Source organism: Thalassospira sp. MCCC 1A02491 (assembly GCF_001613785.1).
GTDB lineage: Bacteria > Pseudomonadota > Alphaproteobacteria > Rhodospirillales > Thalassospiraceae > Thalassospira > Thalassospira povalilytica.
This window is the reverse complement of sequence record NZ_LPVX01000012.1, coordinates 106886-130414: the sequence shown is the minus strand read 5'-3', so window position 1 is coordinate 130414 and position 23529 is coordinate 106886. Positions and strand designations below refer to the sequence as shown.

Here is a 23529-nt window from a genome sequence, read left to right as displayed (position 1 = left end):
TCAGCTTCCTTCTGTTTTGGTTGCATTTTTGTACTGGCGCCGTTCTTTGATCCGGGCGACCAACCACGTCGAGAAAAATGCGAAAGCAATGGCAAATCCGGGAAGGGCGGTCATTTGGTATCGGGCGAGGTTCAAGCTGAATGCAGCATAAAACACCAACGAAAACAGAGATGGTAATAATACGGCAACCAACAGAGCATTCCGGTTTTTGATCGCGCAGATCAACAGTACGATAAACGCAGGAAACGTAAGTACTGCAAATTCGTCTATCCAAATTCCGCGATAGATCAGCGGCAGCGTGGTCACCATATGTTTTATGGGATGGGACAGAATGGAGGATTTCATTTCGCCTTCGGCCTGATCGTAGGCTTCTCGAGCGGTCAGATTTGTAGTCTCTATGATTTCCTGCACCCGTTTGCCAAATCCAAGTTGTCCTCTCAGGTAATAGCCCTCAGGAGCATACCATTCAAACGGTTTGACAACCTCTTCGGGAAAGAGGCTTTCAGCCCAACCGTCTCCGGCTCCCCGTGTCCAGTAGGTGAAAGCAGCCAGGTAGTCAACGAGGTCCATTTCGTTGAATACAACACGGGTACTTAATGCAATTCCACCGCGGTCATCAGTAAACTGATATCGGCCAGAAATATCGTGATTGCGGTCCATCCAAAATGCAATTGGTGTAATCACCACGGTTGCAAACACCAAAACTTTTGCAAGAGATGAGCGCCGCGCATTTTTGCTTAAAATGACAAAGCAAAGGCCCGCTAACAGCGCCACAGGGATGAAATAGACATATATGGCTTTGGTAAATGCCAGCCATACAAATGTAGCCCCGGGGAATATCCAGCAAAGCGGATTTCTTTGTTTCCAAGCCCACATGAGGGCGAAAACAAGCAAACTGGCGAGAAAAAGAGCCAGCGGATCAGAAATCACATAATCATGATTTTTATGCGCCTGATGGTTCAGCCAGATATGCATGCCGCCCATAATTGCGGCAAAGGGGTTTCCGGTAATGCCACGAACGGCAAAGAACATCGCAAAGCCTGCCGCAACAATCAGAAGCCGATTTGTCCACTTTGCCAGTATGTATGGCTCCGTCCCGCATCCTTTGGCTGGTAGGCATGCTCCGGTAATACTGTCAATGCTGCCATCGATTTTCAATATTTGCGATAGTAACAGCGGATAGCCTGGCTCTCGAGAGATTGCAGGCGTTATCGTTTCTTCGGTCGCGTTGATATTTTCACTGACAGTACCAAATTTGGCGAGATTGACAGCAATGCCGATATATTGCCGGGCATCGGCATAGTCCGGTTGCTGTGCCTGTTTTAATGTGCCCATCCAAACTAGGCAAACAATGGCACCCAGCGTGCACCAGAACACCTGCGATCTTCCCAAAGGTTTCAGTGTTGCAATCAGACTGCCGATCATAAAACTCGCTCCCCCCATTAATATTGCGGGTAACATAATGGCATTGAATTTGTAGGTAAATTTTTTAGTGTTGATCGGATCTGTTTTATTGATGTCTGAATGTGCCCGATGATTTCCCGTCCCCAAATCACTGCCGAAGTCACCAATGGCGTCTGTCGGCTTTTGTATCATCATCAGATGTCCTGTCTGACCGAGCTTCGGTTGGGGAATGGTCGTCGCCTGGATGTTTTGGCATTGGGGGCCAAGGGGGAATTGTGGGCAGTCGAAGTCAAATCCTCGGTCGAGGATTTCCGGGCTGACCAGAAATGGCAAAGCTATCTTGATTATTGTGACCGCTTTTTCTTTGCCGTGCCGATGGATTTTCCGCGCGATCTGATCCCTGATGATGTCGGGTTGATTGTCGCAGATCGATTTGAAGCCGCGATTATTCGACAATGTGAGGAATCCTCACTTTCGGCGGCGCGACGTAAAAAGCTTTTGATTTCGTTTGGTCAAACGGCGGCGGCCCGTCTTCAGGGCGGGGGCAGTGACGCGGTGTTTGTGACCTGAGCGGCATAAACAAAAGGCCCCGGAGAATACCCGGGGCCTTTTGTCGATTGCAGGGATTTACTCCGCTGCCTTGAGGTGCTCTGGCGGGTTGCGGAACTGTTCGATCAGTTCGGCTTCGCGTTTCTTGACCTTGGCGATATTGGCGTCCTTGACATGTCCATAACCGCGAATTTGTTCCGGAAGCGCCAGCAACGCATTGGCAATGCGGAAGTTATCCGCAGTCAGGCCGTCGATAACTTCTGTAACAAGCTTCTCGTAATCGGCAATCAACTGGCGTTCCATCTTGCGTTCATGTGTGCGACCAAACGGATCAAGCGATGATCCGCGCAGGAATTTGAATTTCGCAAGTATGCGGAAAACACTCATCATCCAGGGGCCATATGTCGATTTTTTCAGCTGACCGCTTTCCGGGTCCTGGGTTGCAATGGCCGGCGGGGCAAGGTGGAAGTTGATCTTGTAATCACCGGTAAAGTTTTTCGCCAGTTTGGCAAGGAACCTTGGATCGGTGTAAAGACGCGCGACTTCGTATTCGTCCTTATAAGCCATCAGTTTGAAGTAATATTTGGCAACCGTGCGTGACAATTCATCACCACCACCAAGCCGCTTTTCAGCAGCAGCAACCTTGTCAACCAGGGCAACAAACCGATCCGCATAAGCAGCATTCTGATAGTCGGTCAGGAAGGCCCGACGTTTGGCAACGATGTCGGAAAGTTCGGTTGCGATCGGATGGGCTTCGGCTTCGTTCGGGCCGACCACATCAATTACCCGTTTGGGATCGTGGGCATAAAGGCGGCCCCAGTGGAAGGACTGCTTGTTCATGTCCACACCAACACCGTTAAGCTCGATCGCCTGCATCAGGGCTTCTTCACTGATCGGGATCAGACCGCGCTGCCAGGCGACACCCAGCATGAACAGGTTGGTCGCAATCGAATTGCCCATCAGGCGGGTTGCAATGTCACTGCCTTCGACAAAATGCACCGCATCCGCCCCACACGCATCATTGATGACTTTCATATGCTCGTTGGTCTTGAGCTGGAAGTCCGGATTGCGGGTAAAGGCACCGGTGACGGTTTCATGGGTGTTGATCACCGCCTGTGTAAAGTTGCGGCGCATCTTGGCAAGGCCTTCGTAACTTGCCGCAACCAGAAGATCACAGCCCAGAACCACATTGGCTTCACCGGCCGGAATGCGGGCGGCATGCAGTTTGTTCTGGTCATTGGCAAAGCGGATATGACTGACAACCGCACCGCCTTTTTGCGCCAGACCTGCCATATCAAGGCCGACAATGCCTTTGCCTTCGATATGGGCTGCCATGCCAAGCAACGCGCCAATAGTCACAACACCCGTACCACCAACCCCGGTGATCAGGACCGACCACGGATCATCGATATCGGGCAGGGTCGGACGTGGCAGGCTGGCAAATACCGCATCACCTGATTTATCGCCCTTGGCCGCGGCTTCGGGTTTGCGCAAGGAGCCGCCTTCGATGGTGACAAAGCTTGGGCAGAAACCATTCAGACAGGAGAAATCCTTGTTACAAGCCGACTGGTCAATCGCACGTTTGCGGCCAAATTCGGTTTCGACCGGCACAACTGCAAGGCAGTTGGACTTTTCACCGCAATCGCCACAGCCTTCGCAAACCAGATCATTGATGAAAACGCGCTTGGGCGGATCGACCATCAGTTTGCGTTTGCGACGACGGCGTTTTTCCGCAGCACAGGTCTGATCAAAGATCAGGATCGAAACACCTTCGATTTCACGGAGTTCTTTTTGGGTGCTATCAAGCTCATCGCGGTGGCGAATATCAACACCCGGCGCAAAGTCCGATCCCATTGGATATTTGTCAGGTTCGTCCGACAGGACGATGATGCGTTTTGCACCCTCGTCATACATTTGCCGGGTGATTTGCGGTACGGTCAACGGACCGTCAACCGGCTGTCCGCCTGTCATGGCGACCGCATCGTTAAACAGGATTTTATAGGTAATATTCACACCCGACGCGACGGCGGCACGCACGGCCAAAGACCCGGAATGGTAATAGGTCCCATCGCCCAAATTCTGGAATACGTGCTTTTCATTGGTAAAGGGTGCCTGACCGATCCAGGTCACACCTTCGCCGCCCATATGGGTAAAGGTTTCGGTCGAACGGTCCATCCAGTTCACCATGTAATGGCACCCGATACCGGCCATCGCGCGGCTTCCTTCGGGGACCTTGGTTGAACTGTTATGCGGACACCCCGGGCAGAACCACGGAATGCGGGCCACATCCGGGCGCGGTTCGGCGATTTCCTTTTCCTTTTCGGCAAGCCAGTCGATGCGTTCATGAATGGCCGGACTGTCATAGAACCGCTTGATGCGTTCGGCCAGAACCACGGCAATACGTGCCGGGGTCAGTTCATCCATCGATGGCAGGATCCATTCGCCTTTTTCATCGAATTTGCCGATCACGGTCGGGCGGACATCTTCGCGCCAGTTATAAAGCTGTTCCTTGACCTGGTTTTCCATCACCGCGCGCTTTTCCTCGACAACGATGATTTCTTCCAGACCCATGGCGAATTCACGTACATCGTCACGGTTGAGCGGCCAGCTCATCCCGACCTTTAGAACCTTGATGCCGATCTTTGCGGCGTCTTCCTCGGAAATGCCAAGGTCGTCAAACGCCTGCATGACATCAAGATATGCCTTGCCGGTGGTAATGATGCCAAGCCGCGCATTCGGGCTGTCGATCACGGTTTTATTGAGCTTGTTGGCGCGCGCATATGCCAGTGCGGCATACAGCTTATACTTCATCAGGCGGTGTTCCTGCTCCTTTGGCGTATCGGGCCAACGGATATGAAGCCCGCCTTCGGGCATGGCAAAATCGGTCGGGATAACGGGCGTGATGCGGTCCGGGGCAACATCAACCGCGGCCGAGCTTTCAACGGTTTCGGCGATGGTTTTCATCGCGACCCAGCACCCGGAATAGCGGCTCATGGCCCAGCCATGAATACCGAAATCAAGAATATCCTGCACACCTGACGGGTTCAGCACCGGGATCTGTGCGTCAATAAACGCATATTCGGTCTGATGGGGCAGGGTGGATGATTTGCACGAATGGTCATCCCCGGCCAGAACCAGAACACCGCCATGTTTGGATGTGCCGGCATGGTTGGCATGTTTGAACACGTCACCGGACCGGTCAACACCCGGGCCCTTGCCGTACCACATGCCAAAGACGCCATCATATTTAGCGTCCTTGTACATATTGACCTGCTGGCTGCCCCAGACGACGGTTGCGGCAAGGTCTTCGTTTACTCCGGCCTGAAATTCGATCTGTTGTTTGGTCAAGAACTTCTTGGCCCGCCAAAGCTGCTGATCCAGTCCGCCCAGCGGCGATCCGCGATATCCCGAAATACAGCCTGCCGTATTCAACCCGGCGCGCGCGTCAAGCTGGCGCTGCATCAGGGGCAGGCGTACCAGGGCCTGAATACCTGTCAGGTAAACCCGACCTTCTTCCAGGGTATATTTGTCGTCCAGACTGATTGCCGCCAATTGTGCCATGACCGGTCTCCCTTGGGATCTCTCTGATATTCGGGTCATTCGGGTCTTACGCACTGCATTTTATTATATGGGATGTGGTGCAGTGTTTCGGTATGACCTGTTCTCTCATTCATTCGGGTCGGTTTGCGGGACCATCACCGAATACAAGAATGGTAATGAATACTGACCTTTTTTCAAAATGAACTCGCATCGCAATGCGTAAAACGCCCGATTGCATCGGTTGACGTTGGGTCAACTTATTATTTACTTATTCCGGTACCGATTTACGCGCAATATAATTGCGTCTCTGTTGCGATGCGATATTCGAGCGATGATCGAGTCTGCCTTCTGGCCGGGAAAAACAATGTGTTATGGTCAGACAGATTTTAATGCAGCAATCAGTGGGGGCATAAGATGGAACAGCGTGTTTCGCTGATTACCTTGGGCGTTGCCGATCTCGATCGTTCGCGCCGGTTCTATGAAAACGGCCTTGGCTGGAAAATGACCGAAATGGTCGAAGGGCAGGTGGTGTTTTACCAGCTGTCCAATGGTCTTGCCCTTGGCCTGTTCGGGCGTGATGCGCTTAAGGAAGACGGCAAGTTCGATGATGATACGGGCGCCGGCTTTGCCGGTCTGACCCTAGCCTTTAACGCGCGCAGCGAAGAAGAAGTCGATCAGGTCATGGCCGAAGCCGAGAAGGCCGGGGCCAAAATCCAGAAGCCGGCCGAAAAGGTTTTCTGGGGCGGGTATTCCGGATATTTCCGCGACCCGGATGGTCATGCCTGGGAGGTTGCCTTTAACCCGTTCTGGGAAATCGATGATCGTGGCAATCTGATCATCCCGACCAACAAGGAATGATCCGATTTTGCGGGCGCCCCCGTATCCGGTTGCCGTAAAGGAGGAAACTGGCTGCGGGTTCTAGGGCAGTTCACTATTCCCCGGATTTCAGATCGGTGCTTTGGGCTTGCATTTGCGGGGCCAAAAAGACAAAACACAAAAGGTTTTTGTTGTTTTTAATGGCGCGGGAAACAGACAGGATAAAATATGTCGCACGCAGACTGGATCATGCAGTTTCCCGGATTGTCGCGTTTGTCGACGGAGCTTCGCCAGTATCTGACCGATAGCAGCCGGGTTATTGATATTCCGGTTGATACCGTGATCTTTGGCCCGGGAAAACCACCCGAACAGCTATTGTTGCTGCTTAGTGGCACGGTGCGGGTTCAGAAAACATCTGAAACCGGGCGTGAAATTGTTCTGTATCGTGTGCATGCCGGTGAAAGCTGTGTGTTAACCACAGCCTGTCTGATGGCATATGAAGATTATTCCGCCGAAGGCATCGCAGAAACCGGGTTGCAGGCGGTGGCCATTCCCCGTGATGTGTTTGATCGCATGGTTGCGGATTCACCGGAATTTCGCCAGTTCGTCTTTATGGCCTATTCGCGCCGTATGACCGACCTGTTTGCAGTGGTCGAAGAAATCGCGTTTCGCAGGCTTGATATCCGACTGGCGCAAAAGCTGATCGAATTGTCATCCGAACAGCAAACCATCCAGACAACCCACCAAAAACTTGCAGGCGAGCTTGGCACCGCGCGCGAAGTCATTTCCCGCCAACTCGCCGAATTCCAGCGTCGGGGCTGGATCGAACAGGCGCGCGGAGTCATCCATATTCTTGACCGCGATCAGATCAAGGCGTTAGCAAAACAGTAAAAGCACCTGCTTTCAGGCTTCTGTTTCATCAATAAAATCAAAAAATTATAATATTTGAATGTGTTTGGTGACTTGGTCACAGACGCGCTTCACCATGACTGGGTAGGATGATCTCAATAGTGTTTAACGGCGCCGGATCTGTGCGCCTGACCGAAGGAGATACCATGTCCCCGTATCCGGTAAATATGTCTGTAAAGCCAGACGTGCGCGCATTCTTTGACGACGCAACCAACACCATCAGCTATGTGGTCAAGGACCCGGAAAGCAACGCCTGTGCCGTGGTCGATTCCGTCATGGATATCGACTATGCTGCGGGCCGCATCAGTTTTGATCACGCAGACGCCATCATCAAGGATATTCGCGAACGCGAACTTGATCTGCAATGGATCATTGAAACCCACGTTCATGCCGATCACCTGTCTGCGGCCCCCTATATCCAGCAACAGCTGGGCGGAAAGTTGGGCATCGGGGCCAATATCCGGGTTGTACAGGAAACCTTTGGCAAGATCTTCAACGAAGGGACCGAATTCCAGCGTGATGGCAGCCAGTTCGACAAGCTGTTTGAAGATGGCGATACCTATCAGGTTGGGTCCATGACCTGCTTTGCGATCTTTACCCCGGGCCATACGCCGGCCTGCATGGTGCATGTCATGGGGGATGCCGCCTTTGTCGGGGATACGTTGTTCATGCCTGATGGCGGTTCGGCACGCGCCGATTTCCCGGGCGGGGATGCCGGTGTTTTGTATGACAGCATTCAAAAGGTGCTGTCACTGCCCGACGAGATGCGTCTTTTCATGTGCCATGACTATGGCCCCAATGGCCGTGACATTCGTTGGGAAACCACGGTTGGCGACGAACGCCGGTTCAACATTCATGTTGGCGCGGGCAAGACGCGCGAAGAATTCATCAAATTCCGCACTGAACGTGACGCACAGCTTGATATGCCGCGTCTGATCCTGCCATCGCTGCAGGTCAATATGCGTGCGGGCCAGCTGCCCAAGGATCAAAGCGGTCGCCTGATGCTCAAGGTTCCCCTGAACGGGTTGTAAGGCTGCGCCTTGAACCTGTGCAATATGATCGAAAGTTGCCAAACATGACCTTGCCGCGTCTTGGGAAATATATCCCCGTCCTTGACTGGGGCCGCAGCTATGACCGGACTGCGTTCGGCAATGATATGGTTGCCGCCATCATTGTGACGATCATGCTGATCCCGCAATCGCTGGCCTATGCGCTTCTGGCGGGATTGCCGCCAGAAGCCGGGCTTTATGCATCGATTGTCCCGATCATTCTTTATGCCATTTTCGGCACAAGCCGCGCATTGGCCGTTGGGCCGGTGGCCGTGGTTTCGCTGATGACGGCCGCTGCGATCGGCAATGTGGCCGAGACAGGTACGATGGGCTATGCGGTGGCGGCCCTTACACTTGCGGCGCTTTCCGGGGCGATCCTGCTTGCGATGGGGGTGTTCAAGCTTGGTTTCCTGGCCAACTTTCTGTCCCATCCGGTGATTGCCGGATTTATCACCGCATCGGGCATTCTGATTGCGACAAGCCAGATCAGGCACATTCTGGGCGTGGATGCCGGCGGGCATAATCTTTGGGAAATGGTGACATCCCTCGTTGCGCATCTTCCGCAAACCAATCCGATGACCTTGTTGATTGGCGGGCTTGCAACGCTGTTTCTGTTCTGGGTGCGCAAGGGGCTTAAACCCGCCTTGCGCAAGATCGGCATAGGGCCACGACTTGCCGACGTTGTGACAAAGGCCGGACCGGTTGCCGCGGTCATGGTGACGACATTTGCGGTTTGGCAGTTTCATCTGGCCGATGGTGGCGTCAAAATTGTCGGCGACGTGCCCCAAAGTCTGCCGCCGCTGACCATGCCCGATTTTTCGCTCGGACTGGTGTCGGATTTGCTGGTGCCGGCCATTCTGATTTCTGTAATCGGATTTGTTGAATCGATCTCGGTTGCGCAAACCTTGGCCGCCAAGCGCCGTCAGCGCATCAACCCGGATCAGGAACTTATCGGCCTTGGTGCGGCAAATATCGGGGCGGCCTTTACCGGTGGCTATCCGGTGACCGGTGGCTTTGCCCGTTCGGTTGTCAATTTCGATGCCGGTGCGCAAACCCCGGCGGCCGGTGCCTTTACCGCAATTGGTCTGGCGATCGCGGCCATTGCTCTTACGCCGCTTGTCTATTTCCTGCCCAAGGCAACGCTTGCCGCTACGATCATTGTGGCCGTGCTGTCGCTGGTCGATTTTTCGATTCTTAAAACCAGTTGGCAATATTCAAAGGCCGATTTCGTCGCGGTGCTGGCAACGATCCTTTTGACGCTGGGCTTCGGTGTTGAAGTCGGGGTGACGTCGGGGGTTGTGCTGTCGATCGGGTTGTTCCTGTATAAAACGTCACGGCCCCATATTGCGGAAGTCGGACTGGTGCCAAGCACCCAGCATTTCCGCAACATCAAACGTCACAAGGTGATTACCGATCCATCGATCCTGACGATCCGCATTGACGAAAGCCTGTATTTTGCCAATGCCCGTTTTCTTGAAGATTACATCTTTGATCGTGTGGTCGGGGATGACCGGCTCAGGCATGTCATTCTGATGTGTTCGGCCATCAACGAGATTGATCTGAGCGCACTGGAATCGCTTGAAGCCATCAATCACCGGCTTGATGAAATGGGTATTGCCCTGCATCTGTCAGAAGTCAAAGGCCCGGTGATGGACCGTCTGAAATGCGCCCATTTTCTTGATGATCTGACTGGAAGGGTTTTTCTGTCGCAATATGACGCCATGCGCGAGCTCCTTGGCAAATTATCGGTGTCTGATGCGATTGACACGAATGACAATTCATCTGCCAAAACCGGCTGAAAACGTAAAAAAAAAGCCCGGCATTCGATTTGCCGGGCTTTTCGTAATTCAGAATATCTAGCGGTTTCTGAGATGGGTCAGAAGATAAATCAGACCACCGGCAAGCAATCCCCAGAATGCCCCGGAAATTCCATAGAATGTCAGTCCGGCGGCCGTAACGATAAAGGTTACGGCGGCGGCCTCGCGGGCGTCTTCCTCGCGAAAGGCGGCAACGGCTGATCCGGCAAAGGCGCCAATCAGGGCCAGTCCGGCAACCGCTTCGATCAGGATGCCCGGTGCAAGGCTGATAAAGGCCGTAACAAGACCGGCAAGCAATCCGAACACGATATAGAAAACACCGCCCGATACCGCCGCCCAATACCGTTTGGCCGGATCGGGATGGGCATCCTTGCCCGCGCACAGGGCCGCGGTAATGGCCGCCAGATTGACCGCATGACCACCGAACGGGGCCGAAAGCAGTGAAAAAATACCCGTCACGGTAAAAAGCGGGCCGGGCGGGGTGTCATAGTCATTGGCACGCAAAACCGCCGTGCCCGGAATGTTTTGCGATGCCATGGTGACGATAAACAATGGAAGCGCAATGCCGACCAGACCACCAAGCGTGAAAACCGGCATCACAAATTCGACCGGCGGGGCGATGGACCCGCTTAAATCCGACAGCGCATTTTCCGGGAAATCGACCCCGAAAATCATGACAGCGATAAAAGCCAGCAACGCCGCAGGCACCGCCAGAAGACGGTTAAATCGCCCGACCACCAGCCAGGCAATCGCAATCGGCAGGCCAAGCAACGGATCAAACGCAACCGCCTTGACCGGGGCCAGACACAGCCCCAGCAAGACCCCGGCCAGCATCGCATTGGCAAGCGGGGCAGGAATGCCGGCAACGGCCCGGCCCAACGGTTTCCACACGCCGCTTATGATGATCAGGATTGCACAGACGATAAACGCACCGACCGCAACCGCAAAGCCGCCTTCGATCGCACCGGATGTGGCAAGCAAAGCTGCACCGGGCGTTGACCAGGCAATGCTGATCGGAAGACGGGTCTTGAGCGACAGCACAATCGCACACAGACCCATGGAAATCGAAAGCGCCATCAGGCCCGATGCGGCTTGTTGCGGTGTTGCACCAACCGCACTCAGCCCCTGCAGGACAACAGCAAACGAACTGGCAGACCCGACAAAGCCTGCCAACAGGCCCATGAAAATACTCTGGGGCGAAATATCGCGCAGCATGGTGGCTCCGGAATATGGATGTTTTGATATCAAGGTGACGCGGTTTTCGACCCTAGCGGGAAGTCCTTGATCCGACCAGAAAAATTAAGGCCCCGAAGCATATGCCGCGGGGCCTTGTCAAAGATTTCTGTGTGGTTGATATCAGCGTTCGGTAATCTTGAACTCGATGCGCCGGTTGCGGCGATAGGCGATTTCATCGTCGCGGTTATCAAGGGGCTGATATTCACCAAATCCCGCTGCCACCAGCCGGTTGGGCGGGACGCCCTGATCAATCAGGAATTTGACCACCGATATGGCACGTGCCGATGACAATTCCCAGTTCGATGCGAATTTGAGGTTACGGATCGGAACCTTGTCCGTATGACCGTCAACACGCATGACCCAATCGATATCGTCGGGAATTTCCGATGCAATGGTCGTCAGGGTCTGCCCCAGTTTTGCCAGCTGTTCCTGACCTTCTTCGCCAAGATCGGCCGATCCCGATCCAAACAGAACTTCGGACTGGAACACAAAGCGGTCACCAACAACGCGGATATCCTGACGGTCGCCAAGAACTTCGCGCAGGCGGCCAAAGAACTCCGAACGATAACGCTGCAACTCGGCAACCTTGGTGGCAAGTGCCGCATTCAGGCGCTGTCCAAGATTGACGATCTGGGCTTCCTTGTCGGCATTTTCGCGCTCGGACGCCTCAAGTGCGGCTTCGATCTTTTGCAATTGCTGGCGCAGGGCAAGCATCTGCTGATTAAGGGCAGCGACCTGTGCCTGTGCTTCTGCGCTCAGATTTTTCTGGGTTTCAAGTTCCGACGCCCGCGAGGCGAGCAGTGCAGAAAGTTCTTCGATGCGGGTTTCCTGATCCGCGATCTTTTCTTCGCTGTTGCTGCGCAGTTCCGAAAGCTCGGTTTCCTTGGTTTCAAGGGTCGCCAAAGCAGCAAGAAGCTTCTTCTCGATCTCGTCAGCCGAAAGTTTGGCATCGGCAAGCTGGGTCGCAAGGGCGGCTGCGCGGGACTTCAAGTCGTCACGCTGGTCGCTGGTATTGGAAAGCTCGGTGGTCAACTGGGTCAGTTCCAGTTCCATCCGCTGATTGTTTCCACGTTCAAGCGACAAAAGATTGGTCAGCTCGTTGACCTGGGCGGTCAAATCGCTCAGTGCCTCGTCACGTCCCGAAAGGGCGGCACCCAGATAAACCTGCGCAATGACAAAGATCATCAGAAGAAAGATGATCACCATCAAAAGCGTTGCCAGCGCATCAACGAAGCCAGGCCAGGTATTCACATCGCGGTTACGACGGCGCGAAAGCCCGATCATGCGATCAGCCCTCCTCGGCGATGGCGGCGATGGTACGGGCCAGAAGCTTGATCTCGCTTCTGATTTCCTGTGTGGACTGCTGGCGGCCGACGGTCAGTTCTTCGGCAACACGGCCAAGCTGGTTATCAAGCGAACGGATATGGGCGCGCGTGTTGTCGTCAATCCCGAAGCTGCCCATTTTCATGGAGTCCGCCAGCTGATCAAGCACCGGTTTCAGGTGCATCTGGTTTTCTGCCAGCTTGACCATCAATTGCTGTTCGGCCTTCATCTGATCGGTCAGAGTGGAGAGCTTGTCAGCAAGATCAATCAGGGTATTGTGCGATTTGATCTGCGAGCTTTCCGAACGCTGGATGGAATTTTGCAGTCCTTCCATATTGTCGGCCATCTGTTCGATCAGTGCCGAAAGATAGGCCGGAACCGACTGTTCGCCATCCGAAAGCGCGCTTCCCGAACCCAGACGGGTGAAGCTTGAAAGCCATTCTTCAAGGTCATTGAAGAACCGGTTCTGGGCCTGACCGGCCTGCATATCCAGAAGACCAAGTGCCAGCGAACCGGCAAGACCAAACAGCGAGGACGAGAACGCCGTCCCCATGCCGCTCAGCGGCTCTGACAGGCCTTCCTTAAGATCAGAGAACCACAGATCCATGTTCGATCCGCTGCCGACATTGACATTGCCAATGACGTCGGCAACCGAGTTCACGGTCTGAAGCAGGCCCCAGAAGGTGCCCAGCAGACCAAGAAACACCAGAAGACCAACGATATAGCGCGACAATTCGCGGCTTTCATCAAGGCGCGACCGGATGGAATCAAGGATGGTACGGGTCGAAGTGGTCGAAAGTTGCGGGCGATCGCGGCGCTGTTCGGCCATCATGCTGGCCATCGGGGCCAGAAGTTTCGGCGGAACCTGTGATGTCAGACCGGGGCGGGACCGACGGAAATCCTCGATCCAGGTGACTTCCGGTGACAGGCTGGCAGCCATGCGGAAGGTGTAAATCACCCCGACGACAAATACGCCAAGGATCAAGCCATTAAGAACAGCATTGGCCATAAAGGCATCAGACAATGCAGGGAACAGCAGGGCGCCGACCCCGACGATGATGGCAACAAAGATCGCCATACGTGTCAGATAACTTCCGGGTTTGGTAATGGGCAGGAGCGTACCTGCACCATTGGCCGATTGACTGCTCATGATGGATTAATCCTAGCGTTGAACGGTTTTGATATCGACGCGATCGGCAGGGCCGGACGGAACATTCGCACCCAGGGCACGAACATCAATGCGCGTTGAACGCACGCCCTGATCAATCAGATAGGAACGAACCTGAAGCGCACGCGACAGCGACAGGCGGCGCGCCTTGGATGCATTGGCACCATCGCCCTGGGCATAGGCCTGAAGCTGGATGCGAAGACTGTCATCCTTGTTCATTGCTGAAATCACCTGATCAAGCGCGCTTTTGGCCTGACCGGTCAGCTCAAAGCTGTCTGCGGCAAAGCCAAGGCTGTATTCGTCACTGCCAGCGGTCGGCATCGGGGCCGGTGCGGCCTGGTTTGCCGGGGGAATGGAGGCTTCCTCGGCGGCCGGTTTCGGTGCCGGTGCCGGTTCTGCTTTCGCTGCCGGGGCTGTTTCCGCCATGGTGGCGGCAGATTGTGTGGTGTCGGGTGACGGTGCCGGCGGCGGGGGAACCTCGTTGCCCTTGGCAATCGGTTCGACGACCGGTGCACTTGGTGCCGACGATGCGCCACTGTCATCAGACAAAAGCGGCGGGGCCTTTGGCGGTTCGACCATCTCGGCCGTTTCTGTCGCCGGGGCAGGTGCCGGTGCTGATACAGGTGCAGATGTGGACGTCGTTGCGGCCGGTGTTGCCTGTGCCGGGCTCGAAGCAGGTGCTTCGGCCATGACCGGTGCGGCTGGTGCCGATGTCGGTGCCGGGGCAGATGCCGGTTTGGTCAGTGGTGTGGGCGCATTTGCATTTGATGTGCTGCTGGCAACCGCGACCGGCGCGGCAGGCTTGCTGCGCGGCGCAGACGTCGGCGCAGGCTGTTCAAGGGCGATGACCTGATTGGCACCATCATCCATTGCCGCTGACGGGTTTACACCCGGGACACCATAAAATTCTGATTGGGTCGGAAATGCGCTGCCGCCAGCCGAACCATCAATGACAACTGTCTCAAAGTCGCTGTCATAGGTGCCTGCACTGCCGGTTTCGGCAAACTGGTTGCTGGCAAGAAATTCGGATTTCGGTTTGGTTTCCGGAAAGATCAGATCACCACCGGGCATAACGATATGTTCGCGTGATACGGACGGTGAAAGATATTGCGGGACGGTTGGCTGATCACCAAAACCGTCTGCGACGTCCCAGTTCACCTGGACGCTATTGTCAACCGAGACGGGGGAGTATTGCTGTGCGGATGCGTTCGCAGCAAAGAACACGGTGGTTCCCAGTGCAGCCGACATCGCAAGCACGGAAATCTTGGAATACCCCTTCATCAAATCGCAGGCCCCTTAATACCCTGTGTTTGAAATCGTCTTATAACGTTTTTCTTTTTTACACAGTTTTGTGTCGATCGTTAGGCACCCGGAAAAATTATCGAATGCCACCCCTGTTGTCTGGCAGCCTGTCAAATGGCTACGCAGTACCATGCACCATAGCTTAGAGACAGATAATGGACAACCGCTTTGACCGATAAAGCAAAAGGGGCACTTCGGTAAATTCCGAAGTGCCCCTTTCAAAAAACGGTAATAAAAGCGGGATGTTAGTCCGTGATCGCTTTCTTAAGCGTTTTGGCCAGAACCGGCTGGATATAGTCGTTGGCTGCAACCACGCTGCCGGTACCAAGCATGTTGGTACCGCCATTGGCATCGCGGACATAACCGCCAGCTTCGGTCACGATCAGAAGACCCGCTGCAATGTCCCAGGCATTGAGATGTGCTTCCCAATAGCCGTCATAACGACCGGCTGCGACATAGGCCAGATCAAGGGATGCGGCACCCATGCGACGAACACCCGCACAACGGTCCATGACCGAATGCAGCTGTTTTTCGAATGCAGCATGATCACCACGACCAAGATGCGGAACGCCACAAGCCAGAACACATTCGTTCAAACGACGGCGGCCGGAAACACGCAGGCGACGGTTGTCAAGAAACGCACCAAGGCCCTTTTCCGCCCAGAAGCACTCATCCTTGGCAACGTCATAAATCATGCCAGCGATGATTTCGTCACCCTTCTGAAGGGCAACCGAAATGGCAAAATGCGGAATGCCATGCAGGAAGTTGGTGGTGCCATCAAGCGGATCAATGATCCAGCGATGTTCCGGATCGGAACCCTTGACCTCACCGCCTTCTTCAAGAAGGAAGCCGTAACCCGGACGGGCACGTTCAAGTTCTTCACGCAGGCGTTTCTCGGCACGGTGATCAGCCGCAGATACGAAATCTGCCGGGCCTTTCATCGACACCTGAAGGTTTTCGACTTCACCGAAGTCGCGTTTCAGTCCATAGGCTGCCTTTTCGACAGCCTTGTACATAACGTTGATATTCGCAGAACGACGGGCGGCGCCTCGCACGGCATATCTCCCGGTGTTTGAATTAAAGAAAAACCGAAGGGCAGGGAACGCCCTTAGTCCTTGGCACGCTCGATATAGGTGCCTTCAACCGTGTTCACGACAATGCGCGTACCCGATTCAATATGCGGGGGCACCATCACACGAACACCGTTTTCAAGAACGGCCGGTTTGAAAGAAGAAGACTGGGTCTGACCTTTGACAACAGCATCGGCTTCGACAATCTGGAAGACGACATGTTCCGGAAGGGTCACGCCAAGCGGCTCACCTTCGAAGGATTCGATGGTAACAACCATGCCATCCTGAAGATAAACAGCGGGTTCGCCAACAAGGTCGGAATTGATCGTGATCTGATCATAGGTTTCGGTGTCCATGAAGGTGATCATGTCACCATCGGCGAACAGGTAGGTGTATTCTTTCTGCTCAAGGCGAACCTTTTCGACGGTTTCCGATGCACGGAAACGCTCGTTCAGCTTGGTGCCGGTACGAATGTCTTTAAGTTCAACCTGGTTAAAAGCACCGCCTTTACCCGGCTTTACAGCCTGGCATTTTACTGCACGCCACAGGGCACCTTTATGTTCGATAAGGTTACCCGGACGGATTTCGTTGCCGTTGATTTTCATGGCACCAACCGTTCTTTCAGATCACAGATTCACAATGCAATAGGGGGCACTCGCCCCATTTAAGGGGCTCTAACTATCAGTTTGGCTGTTTTGCTGCAAGCAGATTGATCAGGGTTATCGCGCATGACAGCCCGTCATTCCCGCATGGCTGGGGCCAAGCTTTTGCCACCCCTGACATTTTACGATGTCAGCCTGTCTCAGGCCTCGGTTGCGGCAATTGCTGCCTTGATGGCCCTGGCACCGGCTTCGGGGCCGTCCGGATGGTTCCAGACCCCGCCGGTCACGGCGACAAAATCCGCCCCGGCCAGAACAATCGGGGCGACATTGTCCGCGGTGATGCCGCCGATGGCAACACATGGCACCGTGGTAAAGGTCGTCCAGATTTCAAGAATTTCCGGCGTAACGCTGGTTTTGGCTTCTTTGGTCTGGGTCGGGTAAAACGCGCCAAAGGCAACGTAATCCGCACCCTTTTCACCAAGGATCATCGCGCGATGGCGGCTGTCATAGCACGATACACCAACGATATGTTCCTCGCCCATGATGGCGCGCGCCTCGTCATAGCTGGCGTCTTCTTCGCCAACATGGACACCGTCACAGCCGGACTTTTTGGCAATGTCGGGGCGATCATTAAGGATCAGCGGAATGTCGCGGTCGTTACACATCGGCAGGATGGTATCGATCGCCTTGCGGATTTCATCATCGCTGACGTCTTTCAAACGAAGCTGCAGGCAATCAACCGCACCGGTATCAAGAACCGACTTCAGCGTCTCGCCAAAGGATGCGAGTTCGATTTTCGGCGGGGTCAAAAGATAAAGACCGGCAAGTTCGTCAGTGTTCACGGTGATAATTCCTGATGATTTCCTGCGTGTTATGTAACGCCTGGCGCTGCTTTTGGCAATTGCCTAGCCAAGACTGGCAGCAAGGCGCCGGTCGAGTTCATGATCGGGAAGCCGGTGGTCTTCCATCTCGTATATCGCATCGGCCGGGGGCGGGGCTGTGAAAACCTGACATCCGCGTTGCTGACCCATGTCGCGCAGGTTTTCGGTTTGCCTGTTACCAGTCGGATCAATGATCACGCCATCCAGACCGATTTCGATCGCGGCCAGTGCCCCGGACATGCGCCCGCGACAATCAAGAATGGCGCGAAAGGCCGCAGTCGGAAACTCATCGCGTGTCAGCCCGACCAGACCGGCAAACCATTGTGCCCCGTTGATTTGGGCAGCATGTTCTGGCGACAGCAAAACAAATGGCCGGTCGGCCAACACACGACAGGCCGATCTGGCACCTTTTATGCCATGAATACGAATGACCGGATCGGGAAATACCGTCATCGGCAGGACCGTCTTACGATGCTTTGCGCGCGATATAGACCGTATTGATATCTTCACGGTCAATCAGCGGATGGCGGAATGTAATGACTTCGGCGCGAATGTCGTCAAAGGCCGCCGCCAGATTTTCTTCAAACCAGGGTTCGGGCAATTCTGTGGACCAAAGGGCAAAGACCCCGCCCGGCACCAGATGTGTTGCAAGTTTCTGCAAGCCGTCCTTTGTATAAAGGCGCTTGTGATCGTCATGCAAAACATTGCCCGGTGAATGATCAACATCAAGCAGAATGGCATCATGTCTGGTATCGGGGCGTTGCGGGTTCATGCCCGCAATATCGGAAAGTGATGCGCCAAAGAAATCCGTATGAACCAGTTCGCAGCGCCGATCACCCGAAAGCTGTTCACCAAGTGGCAGCAATCCCTGCTGGTGCCATTCGATGACTTCGGGAAGGGTATCAAGAACCGTAAGCTTTCCGGTCTTCGGATTGTCGAGTGCCGCCTTTGCGGTATAGCCAAGGCCCAGTCCGCCAACCACAACATCAAGATTGTCACGGGCAAGGTCCGCCAGCCCAAGGTCGGCCAGCGCGATTTCAGCATCGGTAAACAGGCTCGACATCAGGTATTCGTCATCAAGCTTGATTTCATAAACATCGATATCAAGGCTGAGCTCGCGACGTCGGCGCAGGCTCAAAACCCCCATCGGGGTCGGTCGATAATCGAGTTCCTTGAACAATAGGCTCACGGTCTGGTTCCTTTGCGTTGACCGGGCGGGCAGGGTGACGGCAAGACTGACCGATTGGCCGCCAAAAGAAAAGAGCCCGAAGCAGAATACTTCGGGCTCTTTCCAAATTCGGATCAAACGAAGCTTAGAGGAACTTCGCCATGGCGACAGCGGTGTCGCTCATACGGTTGGAGAAGCCCCACTCGTTGTCATACCAGGAAAGGATACGAACAAAGTTGCCATCCATGACCTGGGTCTGGGTCGCATCAAAGGTCGAGCTGTTCGGGTTGTGGTTGAAATCAACCGAAACCAGCGGTGCTTCGCAAACGCCAAGAACGCCTTTAAGCGGGCCGTTTGCAGCTTCTTTGATCGCTGCGTTGACTTCATCAACGGTGGTGTCACGGCCAGCAACGAAGGTCAGGTCAACCATGGAAACGTTCGGGGTCGGAACGCGGATGGCGGTGCCATCGAGTTTGCCCTTGAGTTCCGGAAGAACAAGACCAACAGCCTTGGCTGCACCGGTCGAGGTCGGGATCATCGAAAGCGATGCCGAACGTGCACGGCGCAGGTCCTTGTGCAGGCTGTCCACGGTGTTCTGGTCGCCGGTGAAGGCGTGAACAGTGGTCATGAAGCCTTTGGTGATGCCAACGGTCTTGTTCAGAACGTCTGCAACCGGTGCCAAGCAGTTGGTGGTGCACGAAGCGTTCGAAACGATGACATCATCAGCGGTCAGGGTGTCGGAGTTAACACCGTAAACAACGGTCTTGATATCGCCTTTTGCCGGGGCCGAAATCAGAACGCGTTTTGCGCCAGCGGTCAGGTGTTTGCCTGCGCCGGCTTCGTCAAGGAAGATACCGGTGCATTCAAATGCGATATCAACATTGAGCGCTGCCCACGGCAGGTTCGCCGGGTCACGTTCGGAACAAACCTTGATGGCTTTGCCGTCAATGACCAGGTTGTCGCCTTCGGCTTTGACTTCGTTGGCAAGAACGCCATGAACGGAATCATATTTCAGAAGATGTGCGTTGGTGTTGACGTCACCCAGGTCGTTGATGGCAACAACTTCAACGTCGGTGCGACCGCTTTCAACGATAGAACGCAGAACAAGACGGCCGATACGACCAAAACCATTAATCGCTACGCGAATAGCCATTCATCCCTCCAAAATTATAATGATTGGTACCTGGGGAGTATCAATCACGGCTTAGGGTTCAAAACCCATAGAAAAAAGGCCGGATCGGCATGTTACCGATCCGGCCCTGTAAATTAAACCAGTTCCTTGGCTGCTTTGACCAGCGCGTCGGCAGTGATGCCGAAATGCTCGTAAAGAACCGGGGCCGGGGCCGAAGCACCGAAACCGTGCATGCCGATAACCTTGCCGTTATCGCCAACATATTTTTCCCAGCCAAACACCGACAGGGCTTCGATGGCAACGCGCGGTGCGCTGCCCAGAACGTCCTTGCGGTATTCCGGCGACTGGGCGTCAAACAGTTCCCAGCTCGGCAGCGAAACAACAGCGGCATTGATGCCGTCTGCTTTCAGCTTGGCCTGCGCATCAACTGCGATCTCGACTTCGGAGCCGGTCGCGATCAGGGTAACCTGACGATCACCATCGCAATCGGAAATCACATAACCGCCACGTGCGACAAGGTTGTCTTCACGATAATCGGTACGCAGCGTCGGCAGGTTCTGACGGGTCAGTGCCAGAACGGTCGGGCCGCTTTCATTGGTGATAGCCATTGCCCATGCTTCTGCCGTTTCAACCGCGTCCGCCGGGCGGATGACGGTAACGTTCGGCATCGCACGCAGCGACGCAACATGTTCGACCGGCTGATGGGTCGGGCCGTCTTCGCCAAGACCGATGGAATCATGGGTCATGACATAAACAACGCGCTGGTTCATCAGAGCCGACAGGCGGATCGACGGGCGGCAATAATCGGTAAAGACCAGGAAGGTCCCGCCATAGGGCAGAACGCCACCATGCAGTGCCAGACCGTTCATGGCTGCTGCCATGCCGTGTTCACGGATACCGTAATAGATATACGCACCTTCATAACCGCCTTCGGCAGTGATCGGTGCCTGAACGCCGGTCTTGGTGTTGTTCGAACCGGTCAGGTCGGCAGAACCGCCGATCATTTCCGGGATCGCTTTGGTCAGAACTTCAAGAATGTTCTGCGAAGCCTTACGGGTCGCGACTTTCGGCTGATCAGCAGTGATCTGCTTTTTGTAGTCGTTGAACGCTTCGATCCAGTTTTCCGGAAGCTTGCCTTCGACGCGGCGCTCGAACTCGTCTTTCAGACCAGCTTCAAGACCTTCGAAACGTGAACCCCAGGCATTGAAATCATCCGCACCACGGCTACCGGCTGCAAGCCAAGCTTCGCGAATGTCGGCCGGGATTTCGAACGGCTCGTAATCCCAATTCAGTTTCTTGCGCATGCCGGCAAGTTCTTCGGCGCCAAGGGCAGCACCGTGCGTTGCCGAACTACCTGCTTTGGTCGGTGCGCCAAAACCGATCTGGGTTTTGCAGGCGATCATCGACGGGGTGTTGGTGGTTTTTGCCTTGGCAATGGCGGCTTCGATGGCGACCGGGTCGTGGCCGTCAATTTCCTGAACATCCCAGCCAGCAGCTTCGAAGCGCTTGGTGTGATCTTCAGACGTCGAAAGCGACGTCGGGCCGTCAATCGAAATGCCGTTATCGTCAAACAGAACGATCAGTTTCGACAGTTTCATGTGACCGGCCATCGAAATGGCTTCCTGCGAGATGCCTTCCATCAGGCAACCGTCGCCCGCAATCACATAGGTGTAGTGATCAACAACATCATCGCCAAAACGTGCATTCATGATGCGTTCGCCAAGTGCGAAACCGACCGAGGTCGCAATACCCTGACCCAGCGGGCCGGTGGTGGTTTCGATGCCCGCGCCATGGCCGAATTCCGGGTGGCCGGCCGTGCGGAAGCCCATCTGACGGAAATTCTTGATCTGATCAAGATCGAAATCTTCGTAACCGGTCAGGTGCAGAAGCGAATAAAGAAGCATCGAGCCGTGACCAGCCGACAGGATGAAACGGTCGCGGTCCGGCCAGTTCGGGTGCTTCGGATCGAATTTCAAGAATTTGGTGTAAAGAACAGTCGCAACGTCTGCCATGCCCATCGGCATGCCGGGATGTCCGGAGTTGGCTTTCTCAACAGCGTCTGCCGAGAGGAAGCGGATGGCATTGGCCATGCGGTTGTGTTCTACTTGCGTCGTCATGTGATGCGGTTCCTGGGGGTTTCGCGGTCGGGCGATGAAAACACTTTAAATACGGTTATTCCATAATTAACGGAATTCGCGCGGAAGATGCCCTTATGGGGGGCATCCGTCAACCGCTTCTGTCAAAAAACGACGCCAGTTACCCGGATTCCGGCTAACAGATGTGTCGGTTGTGCATGGCTGCGGTTCGCCATGCTGACCGGTTTGTGATTGGCACCCCGTGTTTTCCTGATGTTATCACCAATGTCGGCTTGTGGTGTTTTTGCCGTCAGCCGGGCAAAAATGTTGTTGATCAGGGTGTCGGGTGTTAAAGCCATGATCATGACATCTTCACAGGTCTTGATAAGGCCGATAGTGATTCGTCACAGATCAATTCGTTCTGTGGTCTAGGGAAAAACAGCAAACAATCGGGTAATAATCCATGTCGCGGTTGCAACAGGCAAGTGATCGACTGAAATCAGCATTGGACCGTCTGGAACTGGCAGCGGAGTCGGCCATCAGTCAGAAAAATCAGTCCGCCGTTTCAGACACCCAGGAAGTTGAAGCGTTGCGTGCGCAACTTTCGGCGATGCGCGCGGATTATGATCGTCTGACCGAGGCAACCGAAACGGTTTCCGCCCGGCTCGACGGTGCAGTAGATCAGCTTAAATTCGTTCTTGCCGAAGACCCCGTAAAGAAACAGGCGTAATCCATGGCACAGGTATCCATCCGCATTAATGGTCGCAGCTACGACATCGCATGTGATGACGGGCAGGAAGATCGCATTCACGCCCTTGCGGGTTATGTGAATGACCGTGTTAAGGAAATTGCCGATGCGGTCGGCCAGATCGGGGAACAGCGTTTGCTGGTCATGACCAGCCTGCTGATTGCCGATGAACTTGGTAATGCGCAGGAACAGCTCGCAAACCAGACCCCGCAACAGCCACAACCGGTCGGTTTGTCCGATGCGCAAAGTGATGAACTGGCTGAAAATATCGAAACAATGGCTGCCCGGGTCGAAGCCATCGCCGACAAGCTTGCACAAAGCTGATTGCCGATTATCGGCGATCCGTGATCGCGCGATGGTCAGATGCGGGGTGGGGGACGCTGACAAATGCGTGTAATCCACTTGAAATTCCAATGACCGGGGACTAAGTTCCCGTCGCTGACCGTTTGCGATGCGCCGTACGCGGAGATCAAGAACCCAGCATAAGGGGGCTGCCCTGTTCGTCAGGTTCGCTAATTCCCGGGGCCGATGCTCATTTCTCTAGGGAGCTGTCCCTTGCCAGGCCGTGGTCTGGTTATACGGCGCCCACCTGCACCTGCAGGTCACGAGGAATTACCACATGGCCAACGGCAGCGGCGGCTCCCGCTTATCTTATTGAACAAATCCCTTCTCCTTTGCGTAATGCAGTATGCGGTGCGTCCCGGATCAGGGAGCATTGCTAAAATCATGCCTGCAAGTTG

General features: G+C 54.6%; 21 protein-coding genes and 1 other RNA gene. 8 read left to right on the top strand and 14 right to left on the bottom strand.

Annotated elements, in window-relative coordinates:
• Positions 1–1599, bottom strand: coding sequence for a hypothetical protein (locus AUQ42_RS05755; protein ID WP_197460797.1), 1599 nt, complete (start codon positions 1597–1599; stop codon positions 1–3).
• A gap of 3 nt (positions 1600–1602) precedes the next feature.
• Here AUQ42_RS05755 and AUQ42_RS05750 point away from each other — a divergent pair, with 3 nt between their 5' ends.
• A complete protein-coding gene (locus tag AUQ42_RS05750) occupies positions 1603–1974 on the top strand; it encodes an MmcB family DNA repair protein (protein ID WP_231856692.1) in 372 nt (123 codons plus the stop codon).
• A 57-nt stretch (positions 1975–2031) separates the two neighbouring features.
• Here the strand turns inward: AUQ42_RS05750 and AUQ42_RS05745 are convergent, their stop codons facing one another.
• Positions 2032–5514 (bottom strand): indolepyruvate ferredoxin oxidoreductase family protein, encoded by a 3483-nt coding sequence (locus AUQ42_RS05745; protein WP_068518141.1) that lies wholly within the window; start codon positions 5512–5514, stop codon positions 2032–2034.
• Between the two features lie 393 nt (positions 5515–5907).
• On the opposite strand from AUQ42_RS05745, the gene AUQ42_RS05740 reads away from it, so the two are divergent.
• The 4 genes from AUQ42_RS05740 to AUQ42_RS05725 all read left to right on the top strand — a co-directional run bounded on the left by AUQ42_RS05740 (position 5908) and on the right by AUQ42_RS05725 (position 10066).
• Entirely contained in the window at positions 5908–6351 is a 444-nt protein-coding gene (locus AUQ42_RS05740) for a VOC family protein (protein ID WP_068518140.1), read from the top strand.
• A gap of 186 nt (positions 6352–6537) precedes the next feature.
• The gene (locus AUQ42_RS05735) at positions 6538–7200 is read left to right on the top strand and encodes a Crp/Fnr family transcriptional regulator (protein WP_068518139.1); all 663 of its coding nucleotides are present in this window, start codon (positions 6538–6540) and stop codon (positions 7198–7200) included.
• Between the two features lie 164 nt (positions 7201–7364).
• Complete coding sequence (locus tag AUQ42_RS05730) at positions 7365–8249, top strand: MBL fold metallo-hydrolase (RefSeq protein ID WP_082817751.1); 885 nt, start codon at positions 7365–7367, stop codon at positions 8247–8249.
• 44 nt (positions 8250–8293) lie between these two features.
• Positions 8294–10066: a SulP family inorganic anion transporter gene (locus AUQ42_RS05725; protein WP_068518138.1), complete on the top strand. Its 1773-nt coding sequence runs from the start codon at positions 8294–8296 to the stop codon at positions 10064–10066.
• A 57-nt stretch (positions 10067–10123) separates the two neighbouring features.
• Here AUQ42_RS05725 and AUQ42_RS05720 read toward each other — a convergent pair whose 3' ends face one another.
• The 12 genes from AUQ42_RS05720 to AUQ42_RS05665 all read right to left on the bottom strand — a co-directional run bounded on the left by AUQ42_RS05720 (position 10124) and on the right by AUQ42_RS05665 (position 22400).
• Positions 10124–11299 (bottom strand): benzoate/H(+) symporter BenE family transporter, encoded by a 1176-nt coding sequence (locus AUQ42_RS05720; protein WP_068518137.1) that lies wholly within the window; start codon positions 11297–11299, stop codon positions 10124–10126.
• 141 nt (positions 11300–11440) lie between these two features.
• Positions 11441–12604, bottom strand: coding sequence for a peptidoglycan -binding protein (locus tag AUQ42_RS05715; RefSeq protein WP_068518136.1), 1164 nt, complete (start codon positions 12602–12604; stop codon positions 11441–11443).
• Positions 12605–12608: 4 nt separating this feature from the next.
• On the bottom strand, positions 12609–13793 hold the full coding sequence (locus tag AUQ42_RS05710) for a flagellar motor protein MotA (protein ID WP_068518135.1): 1185 nt from the start codon (positions 13791–13793) through the stop codon (positions 12609–12611).
• A 12-nt stretch (positions 13794–13805) separates the two neighbouring features.
• Positions 13806–15092, bottom strand: a complete 1287-nt coding sequence (locus AUQ42_RS05705) for an OmpA family protein (protein ID WP_068518134.1) — start codon at positions 15090–15092, stop codon at positions 13806–13808.
• Positions 15093–15358: 266 nt separating this feature from the next.
• A complete protein-coding gene (locus AUQ42_RS05700; protein ID WP_197460791.1) occupies positions 15359–16168 on the bottom strand; it encodes an inositol monophosphatase family protein in 810 nt (269 codons plus the stop codon).
• Positions 16169–16221: 53 nt separating this feature from the next.
• On the bottom strand, positions 16222–16788 hold the full coding sequence (gene efp, locus AUQ42_RS05695; RefSeq protein WP_068518132.1) for an elongation factor P: 567 nt from the start codon (positions 16786–16788) through the stop codon (positions 16222–16224).
• A 197-nt stretch (positions 16789–16985) separates the two neighbouring features.
• Positions 16986–17627, bottom strand: a complete 642-nt coding sequence (thiE, locus tag AUQ42_RS05690; protein WP_068518131.1) for a thiamine phosphate synthase — start codon at positions 17625–17627, stop codon at positions 16986–16988.
• A gap of 63 nt (positions 17628–17690) precedes the next feature.
• Positions 17691–18119: a hypothetical protein gene (locus AUQ42_RS05685; protein WP_068518130.1), complete on the bottom strand. Its 429-nt coding sequence runs from the start codon at positions 18117–18119 to the stop codon at positions 17691–17693.
• Between the two features lie 13 nt (positions 18120–18132).
• Positions 18133–18855, bottom strand: coding sequence for a spermidine synthase (locus AUQ42_RS05680; protein ID WP_068518129.1), 723 nt, complete (start codon positions 18853–18855; stop codon positions 18133–18135).
• A gap of 124 nt (positions 18856–18979) precedes the next feature.
• Positions 18980–19987: a type I glyceraldehyde-3-phosphate dehydrogenase gene (gene gap, locus AUQ42_RS05675; protein WP_068518128.1), complete on the bottom strand. Its 1008-nt coding sequence runs from the start codon at positions 19985–19987 to the stop codon at positions 18980–18982.
• A gap of 113 nt (positions 19988–20100) precedes the next feature.
• The gene (gene tkt, locus AUQ42_RS05670) at positions 20101–22083 is read right to left on the bottom strand and encodes a transketolase (RefSeq protein WP_068518127.1); all 1983 of its coding nucleotides are present in this window, start codon (positions 22081–22083) and stop codon (positions 20101–20103) included.
• Between the two features lie 122 nt (positions 22084–22205).
• On the bottom strand, positions 22206–22400 hold the full coding sequence (locus AUQ42_RS05665) for a hypothetical protein (protein ID WP_156480843.1): 195 nt from the start codon (positions 22398–22400) through the stop codon (positions 22206–22208).
• Between the two features lie 104 nt (positions 22401–22504).
• Between AUQ42_RS05665 and AUQ42_RS05660 the strand changes: the two genes are divergently transcribed.
• The 3 genes from AUQ42_RS05660 to ssrS all read left to right on the top strand — a co-directional run bounded on the left by AUQ42_RS05660 (position 22505) and on the right by ssrS (position 23435).
• On the top strand, positions 22505–22771 hold the full coding sequence (locus AUQ42_RS05660; RefSeq protein WP_068518125.1) for a hypothetical protein: 267 nt from the start codon (positions 22505–22507) through the stop codon (positions 22769–22771).
• 3 nt (positions 22772–22774) lie between these two features.
• Positions 22775–23113 carry a cell division protein ZapA gene (locus tag AUQ42_RS05655; protein WP_068518124.1) on the top strand — a complete coding sequence of 113 codons (339 nt, stop codon included), beginning with the start codon at positions 22775–22777 and terminating at the stop codon, positions 23111–23113.
• 161 nt (positions 23114–23274) lie between these two features.
• Positions 23275–23435: non-coding RNA, 6S RNA (gene ssrS, locus AUQ42_RS05650), on the top strand.
• Positions 23436–23529: the final 94 nt, after the last annotated feature.

Excerpts from the sequence above, each read along its gene's own strand:
- AUQ42_RS05755 (WP_197460797.1), bottom strand. The coding sequence starts at position 1,599 with ATGATGATACAAAAGCCGACAGACGCCATTGGTGACTTCGGCAGTGAT.
- AUQ42_RS05730 (WP_082817751.1), top strand. The coding sequence starts at position 7,365 with ATGTCCCCGTATCCGGTAAATATGTCTGTAAAGCCAGACGTGCGCGCA.
- AUQ42_RS05745 (WP_068518141.1), bottom strand. The coding sequence starts at position 5,514 with ATGGCACAATTGGCGGCAATCAGTCTGGACGACAAATATACCCTGGAA.
- AUQ42_RS05735 (WP_068518139.1), top strand. The coding sequence starts at position 6,538 with ATGTCGCACGCAGACTGGATCATGCAGTTTCCCGGATTGTCGCGTTTG.
- AUQ42_RS05710 (WP_068518135.1), bottom strand. The coding sequence starts at position 13,793 with ATGAGCAGTCAATCGGCCAATGGTGCAGGTACGCTCCTGCCCATTACC.
- AUQ42_RS05705 (WP_068518134.1), bottom strand. The coding sequence starts at position 15,092 with ATGAAGGGGTATTCCAAGATTTCCGTGCTTGCGATGTCGGCTGCACTG.
- AUQ42_RS05725 (WP_068518138.1), top strand. The coding sequence starts at position 8,294 with ATGACCTTGCCGCGTCTTGGGAAATATATCCCCGTCCTTGACTGGGGC.
- AUQ42_RS05665 (WP_156480843.1), bottom strand. The coding sequence starts at position 22,400 with ATGGCTTTAACACCCGACACCCTGATCAACAACATTTTTGCCCGGCTG.
- AUQ42_RS05740 (WP_068518140.1), top strand. The coding sequence starts at position 5,908 with ATGGAACAGCGTGTTTCGCTGATTACCTTGGGCGTTGCCGATCTCGAT.
- AUQ42_RS05685 (WP_068518130.1), bottom strand. The coding sequence starts at position 18,119 with ATGACGGTATTTCCCGATCCGGTCATTCGTATTCATGGCATAAAAGGT.
- AUQ42_RS05655 (WP_068518124.1), top strand. The coding sequence starts at position 22,775 with ATGGCACAGGTATCCATCCGCATTAATGGTCGCAGCTACGACATCGCA.
- gap (WP_068518128.1), bottom strand. The coding sequence starts at position 19,987 with ATGGCTATTCGCGTAGCGATTAATGGTTTTGGTCGTATCGGCCGTCTT.
- AUQ42_RS05750 (WP_231856692.1), top strand. The coding sequence starts at position 1,603 with ATGTCCTGTCTGACCGAGCTTCGGTTGGGGAATGGTCGTCGCCTGGAT.
- efp (WP_068518132.1), bottom strand. The coding sequence starts at position 16,788 with ATGAAAATCAACGGCAACGAAATCCGTCCGGGTAACCTTATCGAACAT.
- tkt (WP_068518127.1), bottom strand. The coding sequence starts at position 22,083 with ATGACGACGCAAGTAGAACACAACCGCATGGCCAATGCCATCCGCTTC.
- AUQ42_RS05720 (WP_068518137.1), bottom strand. The coding sequence starts at position 11,299 with ATGCTGCGCGATATTTCGCCCCAGAGTATTTTCATGGGCCTGTTGGCA.
- AUQ42_RS05715 (WP_068518136.1), bottom strand. The coding sequence starts at position 12,604 with ATGATCGGGCTTTCGCGCCGTCGTAACCGCGATGTGAATACCTGGCCT.
- AUQ42_RS05660 (WP_068518125.1), top strand. The coding sequence starts at position 22,505 with ATGTCGCGGTTGCAACAGGCAAGTGATCGACTGAAATCAGCATTGGAC.